The 19763-nt window shown below is 70.2% G+C and carries 23 protein-coding genes; 8 read left to right on the top strand and 15 right to left on the bottom strand.

What is annotated here, in order from left to right:
• The first annotated feature begins 27 nt into the window (after positions 1–27).
• The gene (queF, locus tag JI739_RS21025; protein WP_201685975.1) at positions 28–879 is read left to right on the top strand and encodes an NADPH-dependent 7-cyano-7-deazaguanine reductase QueF; all 852 of its coding nucleotides are present in this window, start codon (positions 28–30) and stop codon (positions 877–879) included.
• A 58-nt stretch (positions 880–937) separates the two neighbouring features.
• Here queF and JI739_RS21020 read toward each other — a convergent pair whose 3' ends face one another.
• Genes JI739_RS21020 through JI739_RS20995 form a run of 6 tightly spaced genes read right to left on the bottom strand, consistent with a single transcriptional unit; the run spans position 938 to position 7188 of the window.
• Entirely contained in the window at positions 938–4135 is a 3198-nt protein-coding gene (locus tag JI739_RS21020; RefSeq protein WP_201685974.1) for a pilus assembly protein, read from the bottom strand.
• A 10-nt stretch (positions 4136–4145) separates the two neighbouring features.
• Positions 4146–4712, bottom strand: a complete 567-nt coding sequence (locus JI739_RS21015) for a PilX N-terminal domain-containing pilus assembly protein (RefSeq protein WP_201685973.1) — start codon at positions 4710–4712, stop codon at positions 4146–4148.
• Positions 4709–5761 carry a PilW family protein gene (locus tag JI739_RS21010; protein WP_201685972.1) on the bottom strand — a complete coding sequence of 351 codons (1053 nt, stop codon included), beginning with the start codon at positions 5759–5761 and terminating at the stop codon, positions 4709–4711. The genes JI739_RS21015 and JI739_RS21010 overlap by 4 nt, the downstream gene beginning before the upstream one ends.
• On the bottom strand, positions 5758–6303 hold the full coding sequence (locus tag JI739_RS21005; protein ID WP_201685971.1) for a type IV pilus modification PilV family protein: 546 nt from the start codon (positions 6301–6303) through the stop codon (positions 5758–5760). Before JI739_RS21005 ends, JI739_RS21010 begins: the two co-directional genes overlap by 4 nt.
• On the bottom strand, positions 6300–6764 hold the full coding sequence (locus JI739_RS21000; RefSeq protein WP_236589944.1) for a GspH/FimT family pseudopilin: 465 nt from the start codon (positions 6762–6764) through the stop codon (positions 6300–6302). The genes JI739_RS21005 and JI739_RS21000 overlap by 4 nt, the downstream gene beginning before the upstream one ends.
• A gap of 4 nt (positions 6765–6768) precedes the next feature.
• A complete protein-coding gene (locus JI739_RS20995; protein WP_201685970.1) occupies positions 6769–7188 on the bottom strand; it encodes a type IV pilin protein in 420 nt (139 codons plus the stop codon).
• A gap of 282 nt (positions 7189–7470) precedes the next feature.
• Between JI739_RS20995 and JI739_RS20990 the strand changes: the two genes are divergently transcribed.
• Both JI739_RS20990 and JI739_RS20985 read left to right on the top strand, forming a co-directional pair.
• Positions 7471–7866, top strand: coding sequence for a response regulator (locus tag JI739_RS20990; protein WP_236589943.1), 396 nt, complete (start codon positions 7471–7473; stop codon positions 7864–7866).
• Positions 7867–7890: 24 nt separating this feature from the next.
• Positions 7891–8682 (top strand): helix-turn-helix domain-containing protein, encoded by a 792-nt coding sequence (locus tag JI739_RS20985; protein ID WP_201685968.1) that lies wholly within the window; start codon positions 7891–7893, stop codon positions 8680–8682.
• 131 nt (positions 8683–8813) lie between these two features.
• Here the strand turns inward: JI739_RS20985 and JI739_RS20980 are convergent, their stop codons facing one another.
• Positions 8814–10862, bottom strand: coding sequence for an amylo-alpha-1,6-glucosidase (locus tag JI739_RS20980; RefSeq protein WP_201685967.1), 2049 nt, complete (start codon positions 10860–10862; stop codon positions 8814–8816).
• An 88-nt stretch (positions 10863–10950) separates the two neighbouring features.
• Here JI739_RS20980 and JI739_RS20975 point away from each other — a divergent pair, with 88 nt between their 5' ends.
• Positions 10951–12204 carry an MFS transporter gene (locus tag JI739_RS20975; RefSeq protein WP_354003777.1) on the top strand — a complete coding sequence of 418 codons (1254 nt, stop codon included), beginning with the start codon at positions 10951–10953 and terminating at the stop codon, positions 12202–12204.
• Complete coding sequence (locus tag JI739_RS20970) at positions 12201–12827, top strand: class I SAM-dependent methyltransferase (protein ID WP_201685965.1); 627 nt, start codon at positions 12201–12203, stop codon at positions 12825–12827. The genes JI739_RS20975 and JI739_RS20970 overlap by 4 nt, the downstream gene beginning before the upstream one ends.
• An 8-nt stretch (positions 12828–12835) precedes the next feature.
• Here the strand turns inward: JI739_RS20970 and JI739_RS20965 are convergent, their stop codons facing one another.
• The 6 genes from JI739_RS20965 to JI739_RS20940 form a co-directional block, all read right to left on the bottom strand.
• Entirely contained in the window at positions 12836–13030 is a 195-nt protein-coding gene (locus tag JI739_RS20965; protein WP_201685964.1) for a hypothetical protein, read from the bottom strand.
• Complete coding sequence (rfbC, locus tag JI739_RS20960; RefSeq protein WP_201685963.1) at positions 13027–13566, bottom strand: dTDP-4-dehydrorhamnose 3,5-epimerase; 540 nt, start codon at positions 13564–13566, stop codon at positions 13027–13029. The genes JI739_RS20965 and rfbC overlap by 4 nt, the downstream gene beginning before the upstream one ends.
• A complete protein-coding gene (gene rfbA, locus JI739_RS20955; RefSeq protein ID WP_201685962.1) occupies positions 13563–14453 on the bottom strand; it encodes a glucose-1-phosphate thymidylyltransferase RfbA in 891 nt (296 codons plus the stop codon). Before rfbA ends, rfbC begins: the two co-directional genes overlap by 4 nt.
• Entirely contained in the window at positions 14450–15364 is a 915-nt protein-coding gene (rfbD, locus tag JI739_RS20950) for a dTDP-4-dehydrorhamnose reductase (RefSeq protein ID WP_201685961.1), read from the bottom strand. The genes rfbA and rfbD overlap by 4 nt, the downstream gene beginning before the upstream one ends.
• Positions 15361–16425: a dTDP-glucose 4,6-dehydratase gene (gene rfbB, locus JI739_RS20945; protein WP_201685960.1), complete on the bottom strand. Its 1065-nt coding sequence runs from the start codon at positions 16423–16425 to the stop codon at positions 15361–15363. Before rfbB ends, rfbD begins: the two co-directional genes overlap by 4 nt.
• 84 nt (positions 16426–16509) lie before the next feature.
• Positions 16510–16731 carry a hypothetical protein gene (locus JI739_RS20940; protein WP_201685959.1) on the bottom strand — a complete coding sequence of 74 codons (222 nt, stop codon included), beginning with the start codon at positions 16729–16731 and terminating at the stop codon, positions 16510–16512.
• 159 nt (positions 16732–16890) lie between these two features.
• Between JI739_RS20940 and JI739_RS20935 the strand changes: the two genes are divergently transcribed.
• On the top strand, positions 16891–17310 hold the full coding sequence (locus JI739_RS20935; protein ID WP_201685958.1) for a hypothetical protein: 420 nt from the start codon (positions 16891–16893) through the stop codon (positions 17308–17310).
• 35 nt (positions 17311–17345) lie between these two features.
• Here the strand turns inward: JI739_RS20935 and JI739_RS20930 are convergent, their stop codons facing one another.
• A complete protein-coding gene (locus JI739_RS20930) occupies positions 17346–18131 on the bottom strand; it encodes a WecB/TagA/CpsF family glycosyltransferase (RefSeq protein WP_201685957.1) in 786 nt (261 codons plus the stop codon).
• A gap of 197 nt (positions 18132–18328) precedes the next feature.
• Between JI739_RS20930 and JI739_RS20925 the strand changes: the two genes are divergently transcribed.
• Complete coding sequence (locus JI739_RS20925) at positions 18329–18520, top strand: hypothetical protein (protein ID WP_201685956.1); 192 nt, start codon at positions 18329–18331, stop codon at positions 18518–18520.
• Between the two features lie 21 nt (positions 18521–18541).
• On the opposite strand, the gene JI739_RS20920 is transcribed toward JI739_RS20925, so the two are convergent.
• Positions 18542–19351: an alpha/beta fold hydrolase gene (locus JI739_RS20920; RefSeq protein ID WP_201685955.1), complete on the bottom strand. Its 810-nt coding sequence runs from the start codon at positions 19349–19351 to the stop codon at positions 18542–18544.
• 271 nt (positions 19352–19622) lie between these two features.
• Between JI739_RS20920 and JI739_RS20915 the strand changes: the two genes are divergently transcribed.
• Positions 19623–19763, top strand: a 141-nt coding sequence (locus JI739_RS20915; RefSeq protein ID WP_435531633.1) for an FAD-dependent oxidoreductase, incomplete at its 3' end; no start/stop codon positions are given.

The following is a 19763-nucleotide window of genomic DNA, read 5'->3' as shown; positions in this document are numbered from 1 at the left end:
TTGGCGCCTGTGCGCGCCCGCCCTGCCATGAACCATTCCCCCGAGCAGTCCCTGCTGGGCAAGCCGGCCCCGCAGGTGGACCGCTACGACCCATCGCTGCTGTACCCCCTGCCGCGCGCCACCAAGCGCGCCGAGCTCGGCCTGGCCGAAGGCCGGCTGCCCTTCTTCGGCGCCGACCTCTGGACCGCGTTCGAGCTGTCCTGGCTCACCCCTCGCGGCAAGCCGCAGGTGGCGCTCGCGCACATCACCATCCCTTGCGAGACGCCGCACATCGTCGAGAGCAAGTCGTTCAAGCTCTACCTCAACAGCTTCGGCCACATGGCCTTCGCGTCGGCCGACGAGGTGCGCGAGCGCATCCGCGCCGACGTGAGCGAAGCCGTCTGGCGCGGCGCGCCTTCATCGTCCTCGGTCGGCGTGCGCCTGCTGTTGCCCGACAGCTTCGAGCGTGAGCAGGTGCGGGAGCTGGAGGGCGTGAACCTGGACCGCCTGGACATCGAGTGCAGCCACTACACCCCCGCGCCTGAGTTGCTCACCGCCGCGTTCGACGAGCAGCCGGTGCAAGAGGTGCTGGTGAGCAACCTGCTCAAGAGCAATTGCCTGGTCACCGGCCAGCCCGACTGGGGCAGCGTGCAGATCCGCTACAGCGGCCCGCAGATCGACCAGGGCCAGCTGCTGCGCTACCTGGTGAGCTTTCGCAACCACCACGAATTCCACGAGCAGTGCGTCGAGCGCATCTTCATGGACATCCGCACGCGCTGCCGGCCGGTCAAGCTCTCCGTGTATGCGCGCTACACGCGGCGCGGCGGGCTGGACATCAATCCGTTTCGCACCAGCCATCCGGGGGCGTTGCCGGCCCATGTGCGCACGGCGCGGCAGTAGCGGTGGGCCGCTGGCCAGGGACTGCCAGCGACCTTTGCAGCGCGTGCGTCGGAACCGCTCAGCGTGAGCGCTCCTGGAACCAGTACTTCCGCGAGCGCGTGGGCTTGATCGGCGGGTTGAGCTTGCCGCCCTCGATCGCCGAACGCTTGGGATTGGGCGCGCCGATGATGAAGGGCACGGTGCGGGTGAACTGCTGGCCCGCCGTGTCGCCGCGCTGCGAGGTGTAGGTCACCGTCACCAGTCCGCTGACCGGACTGGGTGGCAGGCCGCCGCCCAGGAACTCCATCGAGTCGAACGCCTTGCAGTACAGCGGCGCCGCGTAGGCCTTGGCCACCCCCAGGCTGCCATTGCAGGTACTGCCGCTGGCGCTGGAAGGCTGGTTGGTGCCGAAGTAGGTCATGCCGCCGGCGGTGGTCGCTGCGTTCACCACCTTCTCGCCGGTGGCCAGCGAGATGTAGCAGCCTGCCGGCGCGTTGGCCGTGTCGGTGCCCACCACACCCAGGTCGCTGGGTTTGACCGTGGTCGGCAGGGGGCTGGGCGCACCCTTGACCGTGTTGTTGTCGAACAGCGTGAAGAAGCGATCGCTGCCGGTGGTCTGCAGTGGCTTCTCGCGGTCTCCGGAGCCGACCAGCACGATCGCCTTGCCCTTGCTCATCACCACGTCGGGTGCGTAGAAGAACTTGCGCGGGTTGGTCGTGTCGCCCAGTTGGGCGATGGGGAAGATGCCCCACCTGGTGCGGTCGTTGCCCGCGCTCGACTCGAAGTACAGCCGGTAGACGTTCCCGCCGGTGTCGGCCGCATAGGCGCGGTCCACATAGCCGTCGTTGTCGGCGTCGATCAGGGTCACGTCCCCTGGCACGCTGCGGGTGGTCGGGAGCTTGGCGATGTAGGTGCCGTCCAGGGCGTCGATGACATAGATGTAGTTGCCCATGGTGACGGTGCCGGGCGTGGCGGCGTCCTCGGCGGGTGCGTCGTAGCCGCCGCCCATGATCAGCACCGGGCGAACCGCATCGCTGCCTCCCGACTGGCCCTTCAGCGCCGCCCAAGCGGCTTCGGTGTAGCCCTTCAGCCGCGCCGGACGGGCTTCCGACCAGGTCTGGCCCAACTCGGCGAAAGATCCGCTGTCGGTCACCTTGAACAGGAACTTGGGTGCGGTCGGCGTGGTGACGTCGAAGGCGTAGAGCTGGCGGCCGCCCCGGCGCATGCCGGCGTAGATGATGACCTGCTCGGTGTCGCCGTTGCTGTTGTACTTCTGGTAGACCGTGATGGGGCCGTCGAAGAAGTAATCGCGCGGGGTGGGCGCCGTCGCGTTGGGGTCGGTCGGCATCGAGGTGGTGGACAGCCGGATGTCGGGCGAGTTGGTGCGCAGGCGGTTCAGGTGCCCGAACTTCTCCTGCGGGATGAAGCTCCAGAGTTCCTTGCCGCCGCCATCGTTGACGTGGTCCTGCGACCCGTCCACGGCACGCAGCGTGCCGTCATTGGCGCCATAGAACACCACGACGCCCGTGGTGCCGCCGTAGTTCACCACCGCTGGCCTCGAATGCAGCACGTCGCCATGGATGCTGGGGCGCACGGTGGTGGGGCTGCCAGGCCCGTACTCGGGACTGGTGCCGTTGACGAGGTAGTTGTCCTTGCCACGAACCCACTCGATGAGTGCGTTCTTTTCGGTCACGCTGGCCAGCAGGCTCATGCCGAACGAGCTGAGCGTCAGTCCGAGGTTGGAGGTATCGAATCGCGTGGCGCTGCTCGATCCCAGCACCGTCCCCGGGGCGCAGCCGACGCAGGTCAGCACGTTCCGCTGCGCGCGCAGCGTGTCCGACGAGAAGTCCTCGCGCAGGCGCTGGGCGGCACCGCCCTTCTCGACGGCGAAGCCGTCCGGCGCATCCGACGGCGAGATGTTGAGGTAGGCCGGCTGGTTCTTCCAGAAGTCGCTGGAGGTCGTCCAGAACGAGGTGGCCGTGCGGGAGATGAAACCGCTGTCCCCGATCGCCTCGGCCTTGTTGGCGTCCACCAGGCTCAAGGTGTTGGTGAGGTCGTTGTAGCCGAACTGGTACTGCTTCAGGTTGCCGTTCCAGCGCGGGCGGGCCAGGCCGTCGGGCCGGAACATGCCGATGAACACCTGGTTCAGGTAGGTGCCACGCGAGTTCACGCTCACCGGCAGGCTGGCCGAGGCGAACACGCTGTCCACCGACTGGATCTGGTTGAAGATGGTCGACAGCGCGATGGCCAGCTGCTTGCCGTCGTCCACCGAGGCGTCCACCTTGAAGTACTCCCCGCCGCTCTGGCCCGCCATGCTGCTCAGGGCCGCCGACCAGGCCCTGCCCTGTACGTTGGTGTCGGGATTGACGTCGATGGTGAAGGTGGTGATGGCCTGGGGCGTCATCTTCATGAAGCGCGCCCACTCGTCGCCCCAGTTCGATTCCTGGTTGGACGGTGTCAGGCCGGTGATGGGATAGTCCTTGGGCTTGGCCATCCCCCGGGTCGGGTGGGCATAGGCCGCGTCGAGCGCCGCCTTCGCATCCGAGTCCTCGCCGCTGGAAGGCGGGCCGTTGCTGATGAAGATGATGTAGTTGCGCGCGCAGCTGTTTGCCGACAGGGGGCTCTGGTACTGCGTGGACCCGGAGCTGCCGAATGCGTGCCGGCTGCTCGTCGTGCTCGGAAATCCGTACACGGCGTGCGACGCCGTGCGCGTGGCGGGGTACTTGTTGTCGGCGTAGGCGTTGCCGCTGTAGTCGCGCTTTTTCTCGATGGAGCCGCGCAGGGCGGTGAGGCCGGCGTAGTAGGTGTAGGCCTCGGCCATGGCCATGCCCACCTTCGCTGCGCTGCCCTTGTCGCCGGTCTCGTCGAGCGCCCCCAGCAGGTTGGACAGCCGCTTCTTGTAGGTCGTGCCGCTCGAATCCGTGGCGTCGAGATCGCGGATGGCCGCGCGCACGTAGCCGCCGCTGCTGCTGCTGCTCTCCTCGCCGGCCAGCATCAGGCCGATGCGAAAGCGCGTGGCGTCCAGGTTGTCGATGGACTTGGAAATCGTGCTCTGTTCCAGCTGGAACTTGGTCCGGTTGCCGATGCCGGTCTGGACCGTGCTGCTCCAGTTGGCCGAGTTGTCCCACACCAGCAGCACGTTGGGCCGCTCCTTCACCTGCGGCGGCAGGCTGTAGATGTCGATGTCGCTGGCCCACTGCGAAGAGGCAGGGGCAGACGCCAGCGCCGTGAACAGCGCGGCGAACACCCAGGAGCTTTGTTTGATCAGTCGGAGCATGGAAGAAGCCTCACTTGCAGTTGTCGGCCGCGTTGCCTTCGAGCACCCGCACGCCCACCCCCTGTTGAATGGCCACGCTGGCCCCCGTGCGGGTGTCGGTCACCGTGGCGCGCAGGTCCCATTCGGTGTTGGCGCACAGCGAGGTGTCGGCCTGCCATTGGGGCGAACCGATGGGAATGCCCGGGTTGGTCACCGAGCTGGACGTCATGCAGGCCCGGTCGTCTTCGTTGTCGGGGTTCAGCTCGCCGTTGCGGATGTTGCGATAGCGGTAGCAGGCAGGCTGGGCCATGGCCACGGTGACCTGGCTGTTGTCCGTGCCGTCGAGCTTCACCACCACCGGCGTGTTGGCCACGGTGATCGGCTCCTCGGCGAACAGGGTCGAGCTGATCGTCTGCTCGATCGCCACCTGGGCCGCGGCCACCGCCTCCTGGCGCACCTGCGAGTTGCCCACCACCCGCAGGTTGGTGCTCGAGCTGTTGAACGCGTTGATCGCGAAGAGGCTCAGCAGGATCAGGAAGATCAGCGCGACGACCAGCGTGGCGCCGGATTGGTGCTTCATGAGAGGGGGTCGGGTCATGGCTTCTCCCGCAGTCCGGCCGGCGTCTGCAGGCGGAAGGTGCCGGCGTAGGCGCGGCGCTTGAAGTTCTGGATGGCGGCCGCGGGCTGGAACTCGTAGAGGGCGGTGCCCTTCAGGCCGGCGGCGTACTTGCGTGCTTCGGAGTAGCCCAGCGAAGGCTCCAGCGCCCGCGAGACCAGGCTCACGCGCACCGCCATGACGTGCGTCCAGTTCTTGGCCGCCGCCGCGGCCACGTGGGTGCCGTCCGCGTCCGCGTTCAGGCCGTACCACTCGTCGGGGGCACCGTCGTTGCCGGCCGTGTCGAACCCGTAGTCGAAGCCGATCTGCTCGATGCCCTCGGCAATCGGGGTGATGCGGAAGCCGGTGGGGGTGAGCTCGGACAGCGTGAGCGTGGGGATGCCGTCGCCCGTGCCCGAGCAGTCGCTGCAATTGGCGATGTAGTAGATGCGCGAGAGGAAGCGCCGCACGGTGTTGGTGTTGGCGCTGCGGTCGCGCAGGGTGAAGCTGGCCGTGCTGGTCGACGCCACGTAGGTGTCGGTGTTGTCGGGCACGTAGTGCGACGCCTGCAGGTACAGCGTGCCGGCCGTCGCCGCCGCCGCCGCCACCGCCGGCGGGTCCAGCCGCCGCAGCACCAGCGCCGGCGTGCCGATCCGGTGGTTGGGCAGGCAGGCCGGCAGTGCCTGGGCCTCCTGCGAGGTCAGGCCCTGCACCGGGAAGGGCAGCGTCGGCGTGGCCTTGCCGCTCATGGTCACCAGTGCCGCCGTCAGCTGCGCCATGGTCAGGCACGGCGAGGCGGGTGCCTCGCGCGCGGTCGCGGGCAGGGTGCCGTAGAACCCGGCCATGGCCAGGTCCTGCCCCAGCCACTCCATCGCGTAGCGGCCGTTCTCGATGTGGCGCACGCTGCGCTCCAGCTCGTTGGACGAGCGGCTGGCGTTGCCGAACATCAGGGCCAGGCCGGCCACCAGGATCATCCCGATGGTCAGTCCGACCATCACCTCCACCAGGCTCAGCCCGCGCTGGTGGCGCATGGATCCGGCGACGGCGCTCATAGCAGCGTCCCGAAGCGCACCACCGTGCTGACACCGCGCCGCAGCGCCTCGGAGCCGGCCGGGAACTTGTCCTTGGCGCAGTCCACGTTCGATTCGGCGCTCTTCTGCACGCCCTGCCAGACCAGGGAGATCTGGTAGGTGTTCGGCTGCAGCGGCGCCAGGCTGGTGATGCAGCCGAAGGCGTAGGTGACGGCGCCCACGCTCGTGGTGCCCGACTTCTCGGCCGCACCGGCGATCAGGGCGGCCCATTCGCAGCGGTCGCGTTCGGCGACCGTGGGCTTGACCGTGCAGTCCTCGTTGTCCTTGGCCGGGATTTCGGCGGCCACGTACGAGGCTGCCTGGGCCCGGTTGATCAACATGCGCTGTTCCATGTCCTTGAGCAACTGCAGTGCCTGGGCGCGCTGGTAGCCCTCGAGGTTGAGCACCGCGGTGCGCGCCTGCAGGCCGACGAAGCCCAACGCGCCGAAGGCGATGATCAGCATGGCGATCAGGGCCTCCATCAGGGCCCCGCCGCGTTGCGTGTGTCGGGTGGGATGGTTCATGGGCATGCCGTGGTGCTGGACTTGGGGCGGCCGGAGGGGTCGAGCGTGATGCAGCGATAGCGGCCATGGCCGTCGCTGAACCCGAAGGACGTCGCGGCCGCGGTGCGTCCGTCGATGTCGAAGGTGAGGTTGGCGGGTGCCTTGGTGACCGTGACGCCCTCCAGCGACTTGCGCTGGCCGAAGGCGGTGCCGTCGCTGACCAGGGTGATGGACCAGCCCTGCGACCAGGCGTTGGCCGCCGGCGGCGCGATGCGCACCTGCGCGCCTCGCTTGAGGGCTTCGCTGCGGGCCAGGGTGAGGTCGGACACCAGGTCGTACGACACGGAGCGCAGCCGCTGCGCCGCCAGCAGGCGTTGCATGGCCGGCGCGGCCAGCGCCGCCAGCAGCGCCAGCAGCGCGACCACCGTGAGCAGTTCGATCAGCGTGAAGCCCTGGGAGCGGGAAATGGACCGCTTGGTCATGGCCTCACCAGCAGGTGGCCGGCGTCTTCACGCCGGTGTTCGCGATGGTCAGCGGCTTGCAGGTGTCGCGGTCCTGCGCGCCCTGCGGCGTGGCGGTGATCGTGAAGGTGGGCGCCACGCCGGCCGCCGGCACCGGCGCGTCGAACACGAGCGTGTAGTTGGCCGCCACCGAGTTGGGGATGTTCAGGCCGCCCGTGCCGGCCTTCAGCTCGGCCTCGGTCGCGTACCGCCGGGTATCCAGCAGCCACTGCTGCTGCCGGCTGGCCGCGTCCATCAGCACCTGCTGGGCCTCGGCGCGCCGGGACTTCAGCACGTGGGCGGTGTACGACGGATAGGCCACCGACACCAGGATGGCCACCACCGCCACGGTGATCAGCAGCTCGATGAGGGTGAAGCCGCGGCTGGGGCGGCGCGGGAAGTTCATGGGTGGCCTCTGAAATCCTTGCGGTCTGCTGACGAGTTGTCAGGCTCGACCATAGGCCGTCAGCCGAACCCAGGCTCAGCCGTCCGACAGGCGGCTCAGCCGCACTGACAAGCGGTAACAAATGCGGTCCTAAGACTTCATGGCCGCCTGCCGATCCTTAGGCGTCTAGGAATCGTCTGAGCCTTTCTAGGCCGATCCCCGTTGCGGTTCCGGACGATTCCGAGCCCCCGATTCAGCCGCCGCCGATGGGCGCAGCAAGGGCTGGCGGGCACAGTCATGCCCATGGTCCCGAACCCCTCCCTCCGAGTCTTCCTGGCCGACGACTCGAGCCTGATCCGCTCCCGGCTGGCGACGCTGCTGGGCGGCCACCAGATGCAGGTGGTGGGCGAAGCCGCCACGCCGCAGGCCTGCATAGCCGGCATCCTGGCCGCCCATCCGCAGGTGGTGGTGCTCGACGTGCAGCTCGAAGGCGGCACCGGCCTGCAGGTGCTGCGCGCGGTGCGCCAGGCCGCTCCCGACATCGCCTTCGTCGTCTTCAGCAACAACGCCGGCCCTGCCTACCGCAAGCGCTATCTCGGCGAAGGCGCGGCCGGTTTCCTCGACAAGAGCAGCGAACTCGAGAGCCTGCCCGTCGCCATCGCCCAGGCCGGCAACGCCGGACACCTGCAAGCCCACTGAATTTCCCTTCCAGAGCCCCACGCCATGAACGTCCAAGCCCCCACCGCCCTCGTCCGTCTTGCCCGTGACGCTGCCGCCGCGCCCTCGGACCGACCTGCTGCCGGAGCCGCCGCGCTCAAGACCCAGTGCTCGTCCTGCCACCTGCGCGACCTGTGCCTGCCCTGCGGGCTGGGCCTGCCCGAGGTGGCCCGCCTGGATGGCCTGGGCTTCGGCCGCCGCAAGGTCAAGGCAGGCGAGGAGCTCTACAGGGGCGGGGACCGTTTCCAGTACGTGCACGCGGTGCGCTCCGGCACCTTCAAGTCCAGCCTGATGCTCTCCGACGGACGCGAGCAGGTCTCGGGCTTCCACATGGCCGGCGAACTGATGGGCCTGGACGGCCTGGCCAACGGCCGCCACGCCAGCACCGCCACCGCGCTGGAAGACGCCGAGGTCTGCGCCATTCCCTACGTGCACCTGAACGAGCTCGCCACCGGCAGCAGCGAGATGCAGCTGGTCATGGCCCGGCTGATGTCGCGCGAGATCGTGCGCGAACACAGCCTGATGATGCTGCTGGGCAGCATGAACGCCGAAGAGCGCGTGGCCGCCTTCCTGATCAACCTGTCGCAGCGCATGAAGGCGCGCGGCTACTCGCCCAGCGAATTCCACCTGCGCATGTCCCGCGCCGAAATCGGCAGCTACCTGGGCATGAAGCTCGAAACCGTGAGCCGCACCTTCTCGGCCTTCCAGCAGCAGCGCCTGCTGGAGGTGGACAAGCGGCACATCCGCATCGTCGACCTGGAGGGCCTGATGCGGGCGTTCCAGCCACAGGTGCATTGACCCCCCCCGAAGCGGCCTGGCGGCCGCCTCCCCCCCAGGGGGGCGCCACCAGCGGCCCGGCAAAGCCGGTTCCGCGGTGGCACTGGAACGGCGTACCGCTGCGCGGTCGCCTGTGATTTTCCGCGCTTGCGTCAGGCTTCTGCCTTTGCGAAACGCAGCGCCAGGCGCAGCGCTTCGGCGACGCTCCAGGCCTGGGCGATGCAGCCGCGGGCGGTGTAGGGGGCCTCGGCGTCGAAGATTTCGCTGATGAAGCCGATGCCGGCTTCCTGGCGCAGGTGCTGCTCGAAGCCGCGCAGGAGGTGCTGCACGGGTGCCGGGTCTTGCGGGTGCGCCTTGAGCCAGGCGTCGGCGAAGGGGCCGGCCAGCCAGCCCCAGACGGTGCCCTGGTGGTAGGCGGCGTCGCGGGCGCGCAGGTCGCCGTCGTAGCGCGCCTGGTAGGCGGGATGGGCGGGTGCCAGTGAACGCAGCCCGACCGGCGTGAGCAATTCGCGCCGGGCCACGGCCATGACCGACGCCCAGCGCGAGGGCTCCAGCACCGGATGGGGCAGGGCGATGGCCAGCAACATGTTGGGCCGGATCGCCGGGTCGTCGCCCTGCTCGCCGTCGACCACGTCGAACAGGCCGCCGGTGGCCGGGTTCCAGAAGCGCTGGTTGAACGACGTGCACAGCCGCGTGGCGTGGTGCTCCATCTCCTGCGCCCCCCCGCCGTCGCCGGCCTGCTCCAGCCACTGCTGCATCAGGCGCAGCGCGTTGTGCAGCAGCGCATTGAGCTCCACGGCCTTGCCGCGCCGCGGCGTCACCACCCAGCCGTCCACCTTGGCGTCCATCCAGGTCAGCTGGTAGCCGGGCGCCCCCTGGGTCAGCAGGCCGTCGGCCGGATCGACGCCGATGCCGAAGCGGGTGCCGCGCAGGTGGTGCCGCACGATGTCGCGCAGCACGGGCAGCGTGCGCTCCAGCAGCGACCGGTCACCGCTGGCCGCCAGGTAGCGGTCGATGGCATGGAAGAACCACAGGGTGGCATCGGCCGTGTGATAGAGCCCCTCGTTGGCGCCGTCCGGAAACAGGTTGGGGATCAGGCCGTCCTTCACGTGATGGGCGAAGGTGCGCAGCACCCAGGCGGCCTCGGCATGGCGGCCGGTGGCCAGCGCCAGCCCCTCCAGGCTGATCATGGTGTCGCGGCCCCAGTCGGTGAACCAGTGATAGCCGGCGATCACGGTGCGGGCCTGCTCGCCCTCGGCCTGCGCCCGCGCCGCATCGGCCTGCCGGCCCGACGGCGCGACGATGAAGGCGTCCGCCGCCAGCACCAGGTCGGCCGCCAGGCCGTGGCGGGCACGCGGATCGGCCTGCGCCAGGAGGCGCTCGCGCCGCTCCCGCTCGACCTGCAGCGCCTCGCCGGGCGGCTGCGCCTGCAGCGTCTCCCAGGATTCGGTCGACGCCACCAGGGCGCAGGCCTGCTGCGTACCCAGCGTCACGCCGAACCGGCCGGGGCTCCAGAGGGCGCCCTGCGCCGGATAGCCGCGCGCCGCCTCCAGGCGCAAGTGCTGCGGGATCACGCGCCCGCCGTCGAGCACCAGGTGAGCCGGCCGCCCCAGCACCCGCAGCCGCAGCGGCGGGAAGGCGTCGCCCGCGGCGGGGTGCACCTCCGCCCGCTCGCCCTGCACCTGCAGCAGGTAGTCGCCCGGTTCGGCGGCCACCGGCGCTTCCAGCGCGCGCAGGTGCAGCCGTGGCTCCAGCTCCAGCCGGGCGCCTGGCCCCGCGACCAGCTCGTAGTGGATGTGCACGCTGTTCTGTCCGTGCGGCAGCAGCACCCGCTTGTCCAGCACGGTGTCGCCGCACCGGTAGCGCCAGACCGGCAGGCCCAGCTCCAGCCGGAACTCGAACAGCGCGTCGGGCAGCACCGGCGCGCGTCCCGCGGTTTCCTCGCCGCACAGGTCCACGCAACGCCCGTCCGACAGCCACAGGCGCTCGCCGACGTGGGCCAGCATCACCGCGCGCCCCAGTGGCGCCGGCAAGGCAGCGACCAGCAGGCCGTGGTAGCGCCGGGTGTTGACGCCGGGCAGCGTGCCGCTGGCGAAGCCGCCCAGCCCATTGCCGACCAGCCACTCCTGCGACAGCAGGCGGTCGGGCGACTCGGCCGTAAGGCTGATCGGCAGGCAGATGAGCGGGTGCGGGTCAGCCAACGCAGGGTCCTTTCCAGTCGGGCGGACGATTCTTGCACCCGCGCGCGCGCCCGTGGCCGGTGGTGAACAGGCCCTAACATCCCCGCCGGTGCCCCATTCCGACGACGACTTTTCCAGCCTGCTCAGGCAGCGCGAGTTCCTGCGCCTGTGGTGCGCCCGCGTGCTGGCCGGCGCCGCCACCCAGATGACCATGGTGGCGGCCGCCTGGCAGATGTACAACCTCACGAACAGCGCCTGGGACCTCGGGCTGGTGGGCTTGCTGCAGTTCCTGCCGGTGCTGTGCTTCACCCTGCCGGCCGGGCACCTGGCCGACCGGCACCACCGGGCCCGGCTGATCGCAGGGGCCCAGTTCATCCAGCTCCTGGCGGCGGCCGTGCTGCTGGTCGCCAGCGGCCGCGGCCTGGTCAGCCGCGAGCTGCTGTTCGGCGTGTCGCTGCTCCTGGGTGCCGCCCGCACCTTCCAGATGCCGGCCCAGCAGGCGCTGGTGCCCAGCCTGGTGCCGCCCCACCTGCTGGCGCGGGCCATGGCCATGAGCTCCTCGGGAAACCAGGTGGCGGTGATCGGCGGGCCCGCCGCCGCGGGGCTGCTGTTCCTGCAGACGGGCATCACGGTGTACGCCGCCGCGGTGCTGATGCTGGCGGGCGCCATCGCCGCCGTCCTGCGCCTGTCCGACGACCGCGGCCCCGGCCACGCGCGGCCCGACTGGCAAGAGATGCTGGCGGGCCTGCGCTTCGTCTGGCGGCGCCAGGTGCTGCTGGGTGCGGTGTCGCTGGACCTGATGGCCGTGCTGTTCGGCGGCGCCACCGCGCTGCTGCCGATCTATGCCAAGGACATCCTGCACGTCGGCGCCTCCGGACTGGGCGCGCTGCGGGCGGCCCCGGCGGTGGGGGCGCTCGTGGTGGCCCTGCTGCTCACGCGCTTTCCCGTCCGCACCCGGGTCGGCGCGCTGCTGCTGTGGTCGGTCGCGGCCTACGGCTTGTGCATGCTGGTGTTCGGCGTCTCCACCTCGTTCGCCCTTTCGATGGTGGCGCTCGCGCTGTCCGGTGGCGCCGACATGGTGAGCGTGGTGGTACGCCAGACGCTGGTGCAGTCCGAGACCCCGCCGGACATGCGCGGCCGGGTGGGGGCCGTCAACTCCATGTTCATTGGCGCCAGCAACCAGCTCGGTGAGTTCGAGTCCGGTGCCACGGCGGCCCTGCTCGGCCCCGTGGGTTCGGTGGTGCTGGGTGGCGGCGCCACGCTGCTCATCGTGGCCGGTTGGACCCGGCTCTTTCCTGGCCTGGCCCGGCGCGACCGCTATTTGGAAGACGCGCTGCCCGGCGTTTCCCGGAGTTCCACATGACCGCCTCCCCCAACTGGTACGAGCGCCTCGTCCTGCCGCACCTGCTGGACATCGGCTGCGGGCTGGCGCCCTTCGCCGACAAGCGGCAACTGCTGGTGCCTGGCGCACGCGGACGGGTGCTGGAGGTCGGCATCGGGACCGGGCTGAACCTGCCGCTGTACGAACGCCGGCAGGTCCACGCCCTGGTCGGGGTGGACCCGGCGGGCCAGCTGCAGGCCAAGGCGCTGCGGCGCAACCGGGCCGCGGGCCTGCCGCTGGAGCTTCGCCCCGGCTCGGCCGAGGCCATGCCCTTCGCCAGCGACTCGTTCGACACCGTGGTGTGCACCTGGACCCTGTGCAGCATCCCCGATCCCGCCGCTGCCCTGGCCGAGATGCACCGGGTGCTGCGCCCCGACGGTCGCCTGCTGCTGGCCGAACACGGCCTGGCGCCCGACGCGGCGGTGGCGCGCTGGCAGGCGCGGCTGGAGCCCGCCTGGTCGCGGGTGGCGGGCGGCTGCCACCTGACGCGCGACGTGCCGCGCCTGCTGGCGCAGGCGGGCTTCGCCTCGCAGCTGCAGGCGGGCTACATCACGCGGCCGAAGTGGGTGGGGTTCAACGTGTGGGGCGAGGCGCGCAAGGCCTGAGAAACGCTTCAGCGCTGGATGCGGTCCCGCAGCCACCGCAGCACCAGTAGCAGCCCCATGCCGGCCAGTCCGCCCTGGGCGTACGCCAGCAGCGACTTGTCCATGCTCCCGGCAGGCAGCACCGACGGCAGCAACAGGCCCACCGCGATCAGCGCCAGGCCCAGCAGCAGCTGGCCCCACCGGGGTGAACGGGGAGCGTTCATGGCGCGTCCCCCAGCGCGAGCCCCGCCTGGTCCTTGGGCGAGAGGATGGGCGAGCGCCCCTGCAGGGGCCACTCGATGCCGATGTCGGGATCGTCCCAGGCGATGCAGCGCTCGTGCTGCGGCGCGTAGTAGTCGGTGGTCTTGTAAAGCACCTCGGCGCACCCGGAGGTCACCAGGAACCCGTGGCCGAAGCCCGGCGGGATCCAGAGCTGGCGGTGGTCGTCGGCGGACAGCTCCACGCCCACCCAGCGGCCGAACCGGGGCGAGCCGCGGCGCAGGTCGACGGCCACGTCGAACACCGCGCCCGCCACCACCCGCACCAGCTTGCCCTGCGGCTGCTGCACCTGGAAATGGATGCCGCGCAGCACGTCACGCGTCGAGCGTGAATGGTTGTCCTGCACGAACGCGGCCGTGATGCCGGTGGCTTCGGCGAAGGCGCGGGCGTTGTAGCTTTCGAAGAAGAAGCCGCGGTCGTCGCTGAACACGCGCGGCTCGATCAGCAGCACCTCGGGCAGGGCGGTGGGCGTGACCTTCATGCCGCCGGCCCTTTCTCGGCCAGCACCCGCAGCAGGTATTGCCCGTAGCCGTTCTGCACCATGGGCGCGGCCAGGCGCTCCAGGTCGTCGTCGGAGATGAGGCCGGCGCGCCAGGCGATCTCCTCGGGACAGGCGATCTTCAGCCCCTGCCGGTGTTCCAGCGTGGCGATGAACTGGCTGGCCTGCAGCAGGCTGTCGTGCGTGCCGGTGTCCAGCCAGGCATAGCCGCGCTGCATGATGCGCACCGACAGCTGGCCGCGATCGAGATACGCCTGGTTCACCGCCGTGATCTCCAGCTCGCCCCGGGCGCTGGGCCGGATGTCGCGGGCGATGTCCACCACCTGGCGGTCGTAGAAATACAGGCCCGTCACCGCGTACGAGCTGCGCGGCCGTGCCGGCTTCTCCTCGATGCTGGTGGCGCGCCCGTTCGCATCGAAGGCCACCACGCCATAGCGCTGCGGATCCTGCACGTGATAGGCGAACACGGTCGCGCCCTCGGGTTGCGCGTCGGCCTCGTCCAGCCGCGTGGCCAGGTCGTGGCCGTAGAAGATGTTGTCGCCCAGCACCAGCGCGCTGGGCGAGCCGCCGACGAAATCGGCGCCGATCAGGAAGGCCTGCGCCAGTCCCTCGGGCCGGGGCTGCACCGCGTAGGCGATATGCAGCCCCCACTGCGAGCCGTCTCCCAGCAGCTGCTGGAAGCGTGGTGTGTCCTGCGGCGTGCTGATCACGAGGATGTCGCGGATGCCCGCGAGCATCAGAGTGGTCAGCGGGTAATAGACCATCGGCTTGTCGTACACCGGCAGCAGCTGCTTGCTGATGGCGAGGGTCGCCGGGTGCAGCCGCGTGCCGGAGCCGCCGGCCAGGATGATGCCTTTGCGTGATGTCATGCAGGTGAGGACTCGGGTGGGACCAGTTCCGCCAAGGCGCGCAGCACGCCGTGTTGCCAGGGTGGCGGCGCCAGGTCGAAGGCATCGCGCAGGCGGCTCGTGTCCAGGCGCGAGTTGAGGGGCCGGCGCGCCGGCGTCGGAAAGGCGTCGCTGGTCACCGGCTCCACGCCGTCGGGCCGGGCGCGCAGCGCCAGGCCCAGGCCGAGGGCCGCGTCCAGCACCAGGCGCGCGTAGCCGTTCCAGCTGGTCTCGCCGGCCGCGGCGGCGTGGTACAGGCCGGCCCTGGCGGGGTCGGCCAGGGTGGCGCGGATCGCGTGCGCGGTGAGGTCGGCCAGCAGGTCGGCGCCGGTCGGCGCGCCGACCTGGTCGTCCACCACGCGCAGCCGCTCGCGCTCGGCGGCCAGCCGCAGCATCGTCTTCATGAAGTTGCCGCCGCGCGTGCCATAGACCCAGCTGGTGCGCAGGATCAGGTGGCGGTCCCACTCGGCGGCGATGCGCCGTTCGCCGTCGAGCTTGGTACGGCCATAGGCATTGAGCGGGCCGGTCGCATCGGTTTCGCGCCACGGCCGGCTGCCGCTGCCGTCGAACACGTAGTCGGTGGAGTAGTGCACCAGCAGGGCGCCGCATTCGCGTGCGGCGCGGGCCAGCTCGCCGGGTGCGAGGGCGTTCACCCGATGCGCGGCCTCGGCGTCGGACTCGGCCCGGTCCACCGCGGTGTAGGCCGCGGCGTTCACGATCACTTGCGGGCCGACCTGGCGGACGAGGGGAAGCAGCGTATCCGGCCGTTCCAGGTCGGCCACCGGGTTGCCGGGTGCGGTCCGGGCGGGCATCACGAGCTCGCCCAAGGGGGCCAGGCTGCGCTGCAGCTCCCAGCCGACCTGGCCGGAGGCGCCGAGCAGGAGGATCTTCACGCGGCCCCCCCGTACTGCAGGGCCACCCACTGCCGGTACTCGCCGCTTTGCACATGGGCCACCCAGTCGGGGTGGTCCAGGTACCACTGCACCGTCTTGCGGATCCCGCTCTCGAAGGTTTCCGCGGGCCGCCAGCCCAGTTCGCGCTCGATGCGGCCGGCGTCGATGGCGTAGCGCCGGTCATGGCCCCGGCGGTCCTGCACGTACGCGAGCTGCTCCAGGTAAGACCCGCCACCGGCGCGCGGCCGCAGTTCGTCGAGCAGGCGGCAGATGGTGTGCACGATCTCGATATTGGGCTTCTCGTTCCAGCCGCCGATGTTGTAGGTCTGGCCCGGCACGCCGGCTTCGAGCACGCGGCGCACGGCGCTGCAGTGGTCGTGCACGTACAGCCAGTCGCGCACGTTCAGGCCATCGCCGTAGACGGGCAGCGGCATGCCCGCGAGGGCGTTGACGACCATCAGCGGAACGAGCTTTTCGGGGAACTGGAACGGCCCGTAGTTGTTGGAGCAGTGGGTGGTGAGCACCGGCAGGCCATAGGTGTGGTGCCAGGCCCGCACCAGGTGGTCGCTGCCGGCCTTGCTGGCCGAATACGGGCTGTTGGGCGCGTAGCCGTGCGACTCGGTGAACGCGGCGTCGTGTTCGCCCAGCGATCCGTACACCTCGTCGGTCGACACGTGCAGGAACCGGAAGGCGCCCTTTTCAGCGGGCGCGAGGCCTTCCCAATAGCGGCGCGTGGCGTCCAGCAGCCGGAAGGTGCCCACCACGTTGGTCTGGATGAATTCGCCCGGCCCGTGGATGGAGCGGTCCACGTGCGATTCGGCCGCGAAGTTCAGCACCGCGCGCGGCCGGTGCCGCGCCAGCAGCTGCTCCACCAGCTCGCCGTCGGCGATGTCGCCGCGCACGAACAGGTGCCGCGCGTCGCCTTGCAGGCTGGAGAGGGTCTCGAGGTTGCCGGCATAGGTGAGCTTGTCCAGGTTCAGCAATGGCTCGTCGTGGTCGCGGAACCACTCGAGCACGAAATTGGCGCCGATGAATCCGGCGCCACCGGTCAGGAAGATCATGGGTAGGGGCGTGTCTGGGCAGGGCTCGCCGGCATTCTGCCTGCACCCGTACCGCCGCCGCCGCCCCGGCCCGGGGTGAACCGCTCAGGTGTCGCCGCGGCGTCGGCCGGCTGGCGTGGGATCGGTGGACGGGCCGCCCGACGTGGCGCCGGTGAACCGGTCCGCGCGGCGCTGCGATGGCCGCTCCAGCGGCCGATATACGTGCGAGACCAGGCGTTGCAGGCGGCCGGGGCGTCGGGCGAGTTCGAGCACCGCTTGCGGGTCGATCAGGTAATCAAATGGATTGCAAACATGCGCGTCCGACATGGCACCAGAAATTGAAACGATCGGGAGACCACGGTAGGGGTTCCGCAGCAGCCTGGCTGTAGGACGGTATTGATGCCTTGTCAGTGGCGGCCGATCCGCGTCCATCGGTGAAAGACTGCTTTAAAGTCCACCTTTTCGTGGTTTTGCTGCCGTCATCGCATGAGAAATTTCGCCGTCCTCGTCGCCCTTGCCGTCGTGCTGTCCGCCTGCGGCGGCGGCGGCGGCAACCCCGGCCAGTGCCTGGGCAGCCCCGCCTATTGCGCCGAACATGCCAGCGGTTCCTCCGGTGGCGGCGGCACCGACGGGGGCTTGACCGATGCCGTCTTCACCCGCAGCGGCACGGGCGACACGGTGTTCGACCTGCCCACCGGCGTGAGTCGTCTTCGCATCGAGGCAAGCTACGGAGGCTCGGTCTCCAACTTCATCGTGCAGGTCGACAACAACCTGGTCGTGAACGTCCTGATCGGCGAAAGCCAGGACAGCACCACCTTCAGCGGCACCTACGCCGTCGAAGGGGGCGCGCAACTTGCCATCACGAACTCGACCGGCGTCGCCTGGACCATGACCGAGGTGCGCTGACCGGAGCGTGCCGGCCGCGTCCGACGGCGGCTGGGTCAGCGGCCGGCGGGCGCCAGCCGCAGGCGCTCGATGGCGGACTGCCCGAACAGGCGCAGGGCGAAGGGCAGGTCTTCCAGCACGTAGCGGCGGAACAGGCGCTGCGGCTCCTGGAACAAGCGGTGCAGCCATTCCAGCCCCAGTTGCTGCATCCAGCCCGGCGCCCGGCGCTGGTGCCCCGACACGAAGCTCAGGCTGACGCCGATGCCGATCCAGCAGGCGTTCGGCAACTCGTGCCGCAAGGCCTGGATGACGCGCTCCTGCTTGGGCGAGCCCATGCCCACCAGCACGATGTCCGGCCGGGCCGCCCGCAGCCGCGTGGCGATGTTGTCCAGTTGCAGCGGTGTCGGCGTCGCATCCACCCGTGGCGTGATGAGGCCGGCGATCTCCAGGCCAGGAGATTCCGCGCGCAGCCGCTCGGCGGCGGCGCGGGCGGCCTCCGGATCGCCGCCGAGCAGGAACACGCTGCGCTGCTCGCGGGCGGCGCGGCGGCACAAGGGCGACACCAGCGACGCCCCGGCCACCCGTTCGGGCAGCGGCGTGCCCCGCAGCCAGCTGGCCCAGACCAGCGGCATTCCGTCCGCCACCCGCACATCGGCCCCGGCGTACAGCGCGCGCGATGACTCATCGGTCACGAAGCGGCGCAGGAAGTCCAGGTTGGCCGTGATGAGCCAGGTGCCTCGTCCGGTGCCCAGGCGGCCGAAGATCAGGTCCAGCAGCTCATGGCTGCGCAGGGATGCGATCGGCATCCCCACGAGCTCGACAGTTTCGTGAGAGTCGGTCATGCCGCGCATCCTCATGGAAAACCCGGATGAGAAGCAGCTGAGCCGTGGTATGGATTGGAACGAGGTGTGTCCGGACCGGCTCGAGCCGACACCCGTGCCTGACCTGGGGCAAGGCGGGGCGACACCCGTGCCCCGGCGTGCGGAGCCCTTGAGGCGCATCAAGCCCCGGCGCCGGCGGCTCCGCTGGAATGTTCCTCATGAACTCCGTCACCTGGGCGCTTCAATGCGCCTCCCAGTGTGTCCAGGCCGCGTCCGTGCGTCGCCAGGGCGTCCGCCCCTCGCCGTGTGACCTGATGGCCATTGCCCAGCTGGAGCAGGCGGCGATCCGCTGGATCGGCATCGCGCAGCGCCGCCTGCAGTACGCGCGGGGTGGCATCCCGCCGATCTAGATGCGTCTTGCCGGCGGGCGGTCAAAGCGCCTCGAAGTGCCGCACCAGCGCCGCGTTGAACGCGGCTGGCTGCTCCACGTTGGGCAGGTGCCCGGCGTCCTCGATCACCTCCAGGCGTGCGCCCGGCACCAGGGCTTGCAAGTCGCGCATGGCTTGCGGCAGGGGGCCGTCGTCGGCACCCACGATGAAGGTGGTGGGCACGCGGATCTCGCCCACGCGCCGCAGGTGGTCCAGCTGCTGGATGGCGCGGGCGCAGCCGACGAAGCCGTCCACCTGGGTTTGCGCGATCGCCTGCTCGAGCGAGCGGACGACCTCGGGCGCGCGGGCGATGAAAGCCGGGCCGAACCAGCGCTCCAGGGTCACCCGGGCCAGGCTGGCGCAGCCTTGTGCCTGCGCGGCGGTGATGCGCTCGTCCCACATGCCGGTCATCGCGGGCGGGGTGTCGGCACGGGCATCGCAGATGCACAGGCTGCGCAGCCGCTCGCCGTGTTCGATGCCCAGTGCGAAGCCGGTCATGCCGCCGAGCGACAGCCCCACGTAGTGCGCGCGTTCGACGCCGAACGCGTCGAGCACCCGCAGCGTGTCGGCCGCCAGGTCCTCGGTGCGGTAGGGCGGGGCGGCGGCGTCCGACTGGCCATGGCCCCGCGTGTCCAGGCACAGCACCTGGTAGCCGCGGCTCGCCAGCAGCCGGGCCTGGTCGTCCCACATGCGGCTGGACGCCAGGATCGAGTGGTTCATCACGACCGCCGGCGCGGCCGGGTCGCCCCATTGGTGCACGGCCAGCCGGCAGGCGGGGCCGTCGATGAAATGCAGGCGGGAAGGATCACCCATGCTTGGAATCCGGTTGTGGTGGAAGCGGGATTTTCTGCCCCGGCGCCGCCCTGGCGGCATTCATAAGCAATGCCGATCGAGTCAGCGAAAGTTTGAGCTTCCGCATCCATGGGCGGGCTCGTACAGTGCCAGCCGCTGAAGTGAAAGACCACCCCGAAGCGCCTTCGGCGCCTCCCCTCGAGGGGGCGCCGCCAGCGGCCCGGTAAAGCCGGTGCCGTGGTGGCCCGCGGTTGCTGGGTCTGCTTTCATGCGGTGACGCGCAGCATCATGGATGACGAATAGGAAACATATGCGGGTGGTGGTGATCGGTGCGGGAATCGGGGGCCTGACGGCGGCCCTGGCGCTCATGCGCCGGGGTTTCGAGGTGCAGGTGCTGGAGCAGGCGCGCGAGCTGCGCGAAGTGGGCGCGGGC

Source organism: Ramlibacter aurantiacus (genome assembly GCF_016722895.1).
In the GTDB taxonomy this organism is placed as follows: domain Bacteria; phylum Pseudomonadota; class Gammaproteobacteria; order Burkholderiales; family Burkholderiaceae_C; genus Ramlibacter; species Ramlibacter aurantiacus.
This window is presented reverse-complemented; position numbering and strand designations above follow the sequence as displayed.

Coding starts and splice junctions, on each gene's coding strand:
- queF (WP_201685975.1), top strand. CDS start 28: ATGAACCATTCCCCCGAGCAGTCCCTGCTGGGCAAGCCGGCCCCGCAG.
- JI739_RS21020 (WP_201685974.1), bottom strand. CDS start 4,135: ATGCTCCGACTGATCAAACAAAGCTCCTGGGTGTTCGCCGCGCTGTTC.
- JI739_RS21015 (WP_201685973.1), bottom strand. CDS start 4,712: ATGACCCGACCCCCTCTCATGAAGCACCAATCCGGCGCCACGCTGGTC.
- JI739_RS21010 (WP_201685972.1), bottom strand. CDS start 5,761: ATGAGCGCCGTCGCCGGATCCATGCGCCACCAGCGCGGGCTGAGCCTG.
- JI739_RS21005 (WP_201685971.1), bottom strand. CDS start 6,303: ATGAACCATCCCACCCGACACACGCAACGCGGCGGGGCCCTGATGGAG.
- JI739_RS21000 (WP_236589944.1), bottom strand. CDS start 6,764: ATGACCAAGCGGTCCATTTCCCGCTCCCAGGGCTTCACGCTGATCGAA.
- JI739_RS20995 (WP_201685970.1), bottom strand. CDS start 7,188: ATGAACTTCCCGCGCCGCCCCAGCCGCGGCTTCACCCTCATCGAGCTG.
- JI739_RS20990 (WP_236589943.1), top strand. CDS start 7,471: ATGGTCCCGAACCCCTCCCTCCGAGTCTTCCTGGCCGACGACTCGAGC.
- JI739_RS20985 (WP_201685968.1), top strand. CDS start 7,891: ATGAACGTCCAAGCCCCCACCGCCCTCGTCCGTCTTGCCCGTGACGCT.
- JI739_RS20970 (WP_201685965.1), top strand. CDS start 12,201: ATGACCGCCTCCCCCAACTGGTACGAGCGCCTCGTCCTGCCGCACCTG.
- JI739_RS20965 (WP_201685964.1), bottom strand. CDS start 13,030: ATGAACGCTCCCCGTTCACCCCGGTGGGGCCAGCTGCTGCTGGGCCTG.
- rfbC (WP_201685963.1), bottom strand. CDS start 13,566: ATGAAGGTCACGCCCACCGCCCTGCCCGAGGTGCTGCTGATCGAGCCG.
- rfbA (WP_201685962.1), bottom strand. CDS start 14,453: ATGACATCACGCAAAGGCATCATCCTGGCCGGCGGCTCCGGCACGCGG.
- rfbB (WP_201685960.1), bottom strand. CDS start 16,425: ATGATCTTCCTGACCGGTGGCGCCGGATTCATCGGCGCCAATTTCGTG.
- JI739_RS20940 (WP_201685959.1), bottom strand. CDS start 16,731: ATGTCGGACGCGCATGTTTGCAATCCATTTGATTACCTGATCGACCCG.
- JI739_RS20935 (WP_201685958.1), top strand. CDS start 16,891: ATGAGAAATTTCGCCGTCCTCGTCGCCCTTGCCGTCGTGCTGTCCGCC.
- JI739_RS20930 (WP_201685957.1), bottom strand. CDS start 18,131: ATGACCGACTCTCACGAAACTGTCGAGCTCGTGGGGATGCCGATCGCA.
- JI739_RS20925 (WP_201685956.1), top strand. CDS start 18,329: ATGAACTCCGTCACCTGGGCGCTTCAATGCGCCTCCCAGTGTGTCCAG.
- JI739_RS20920 (WP_201685955.1), bottom strand. CDS start 19,351: ATGGGTGATCCTTCCCGCCTGCATTTCATCGACGGCCCCGCCTGCCGG.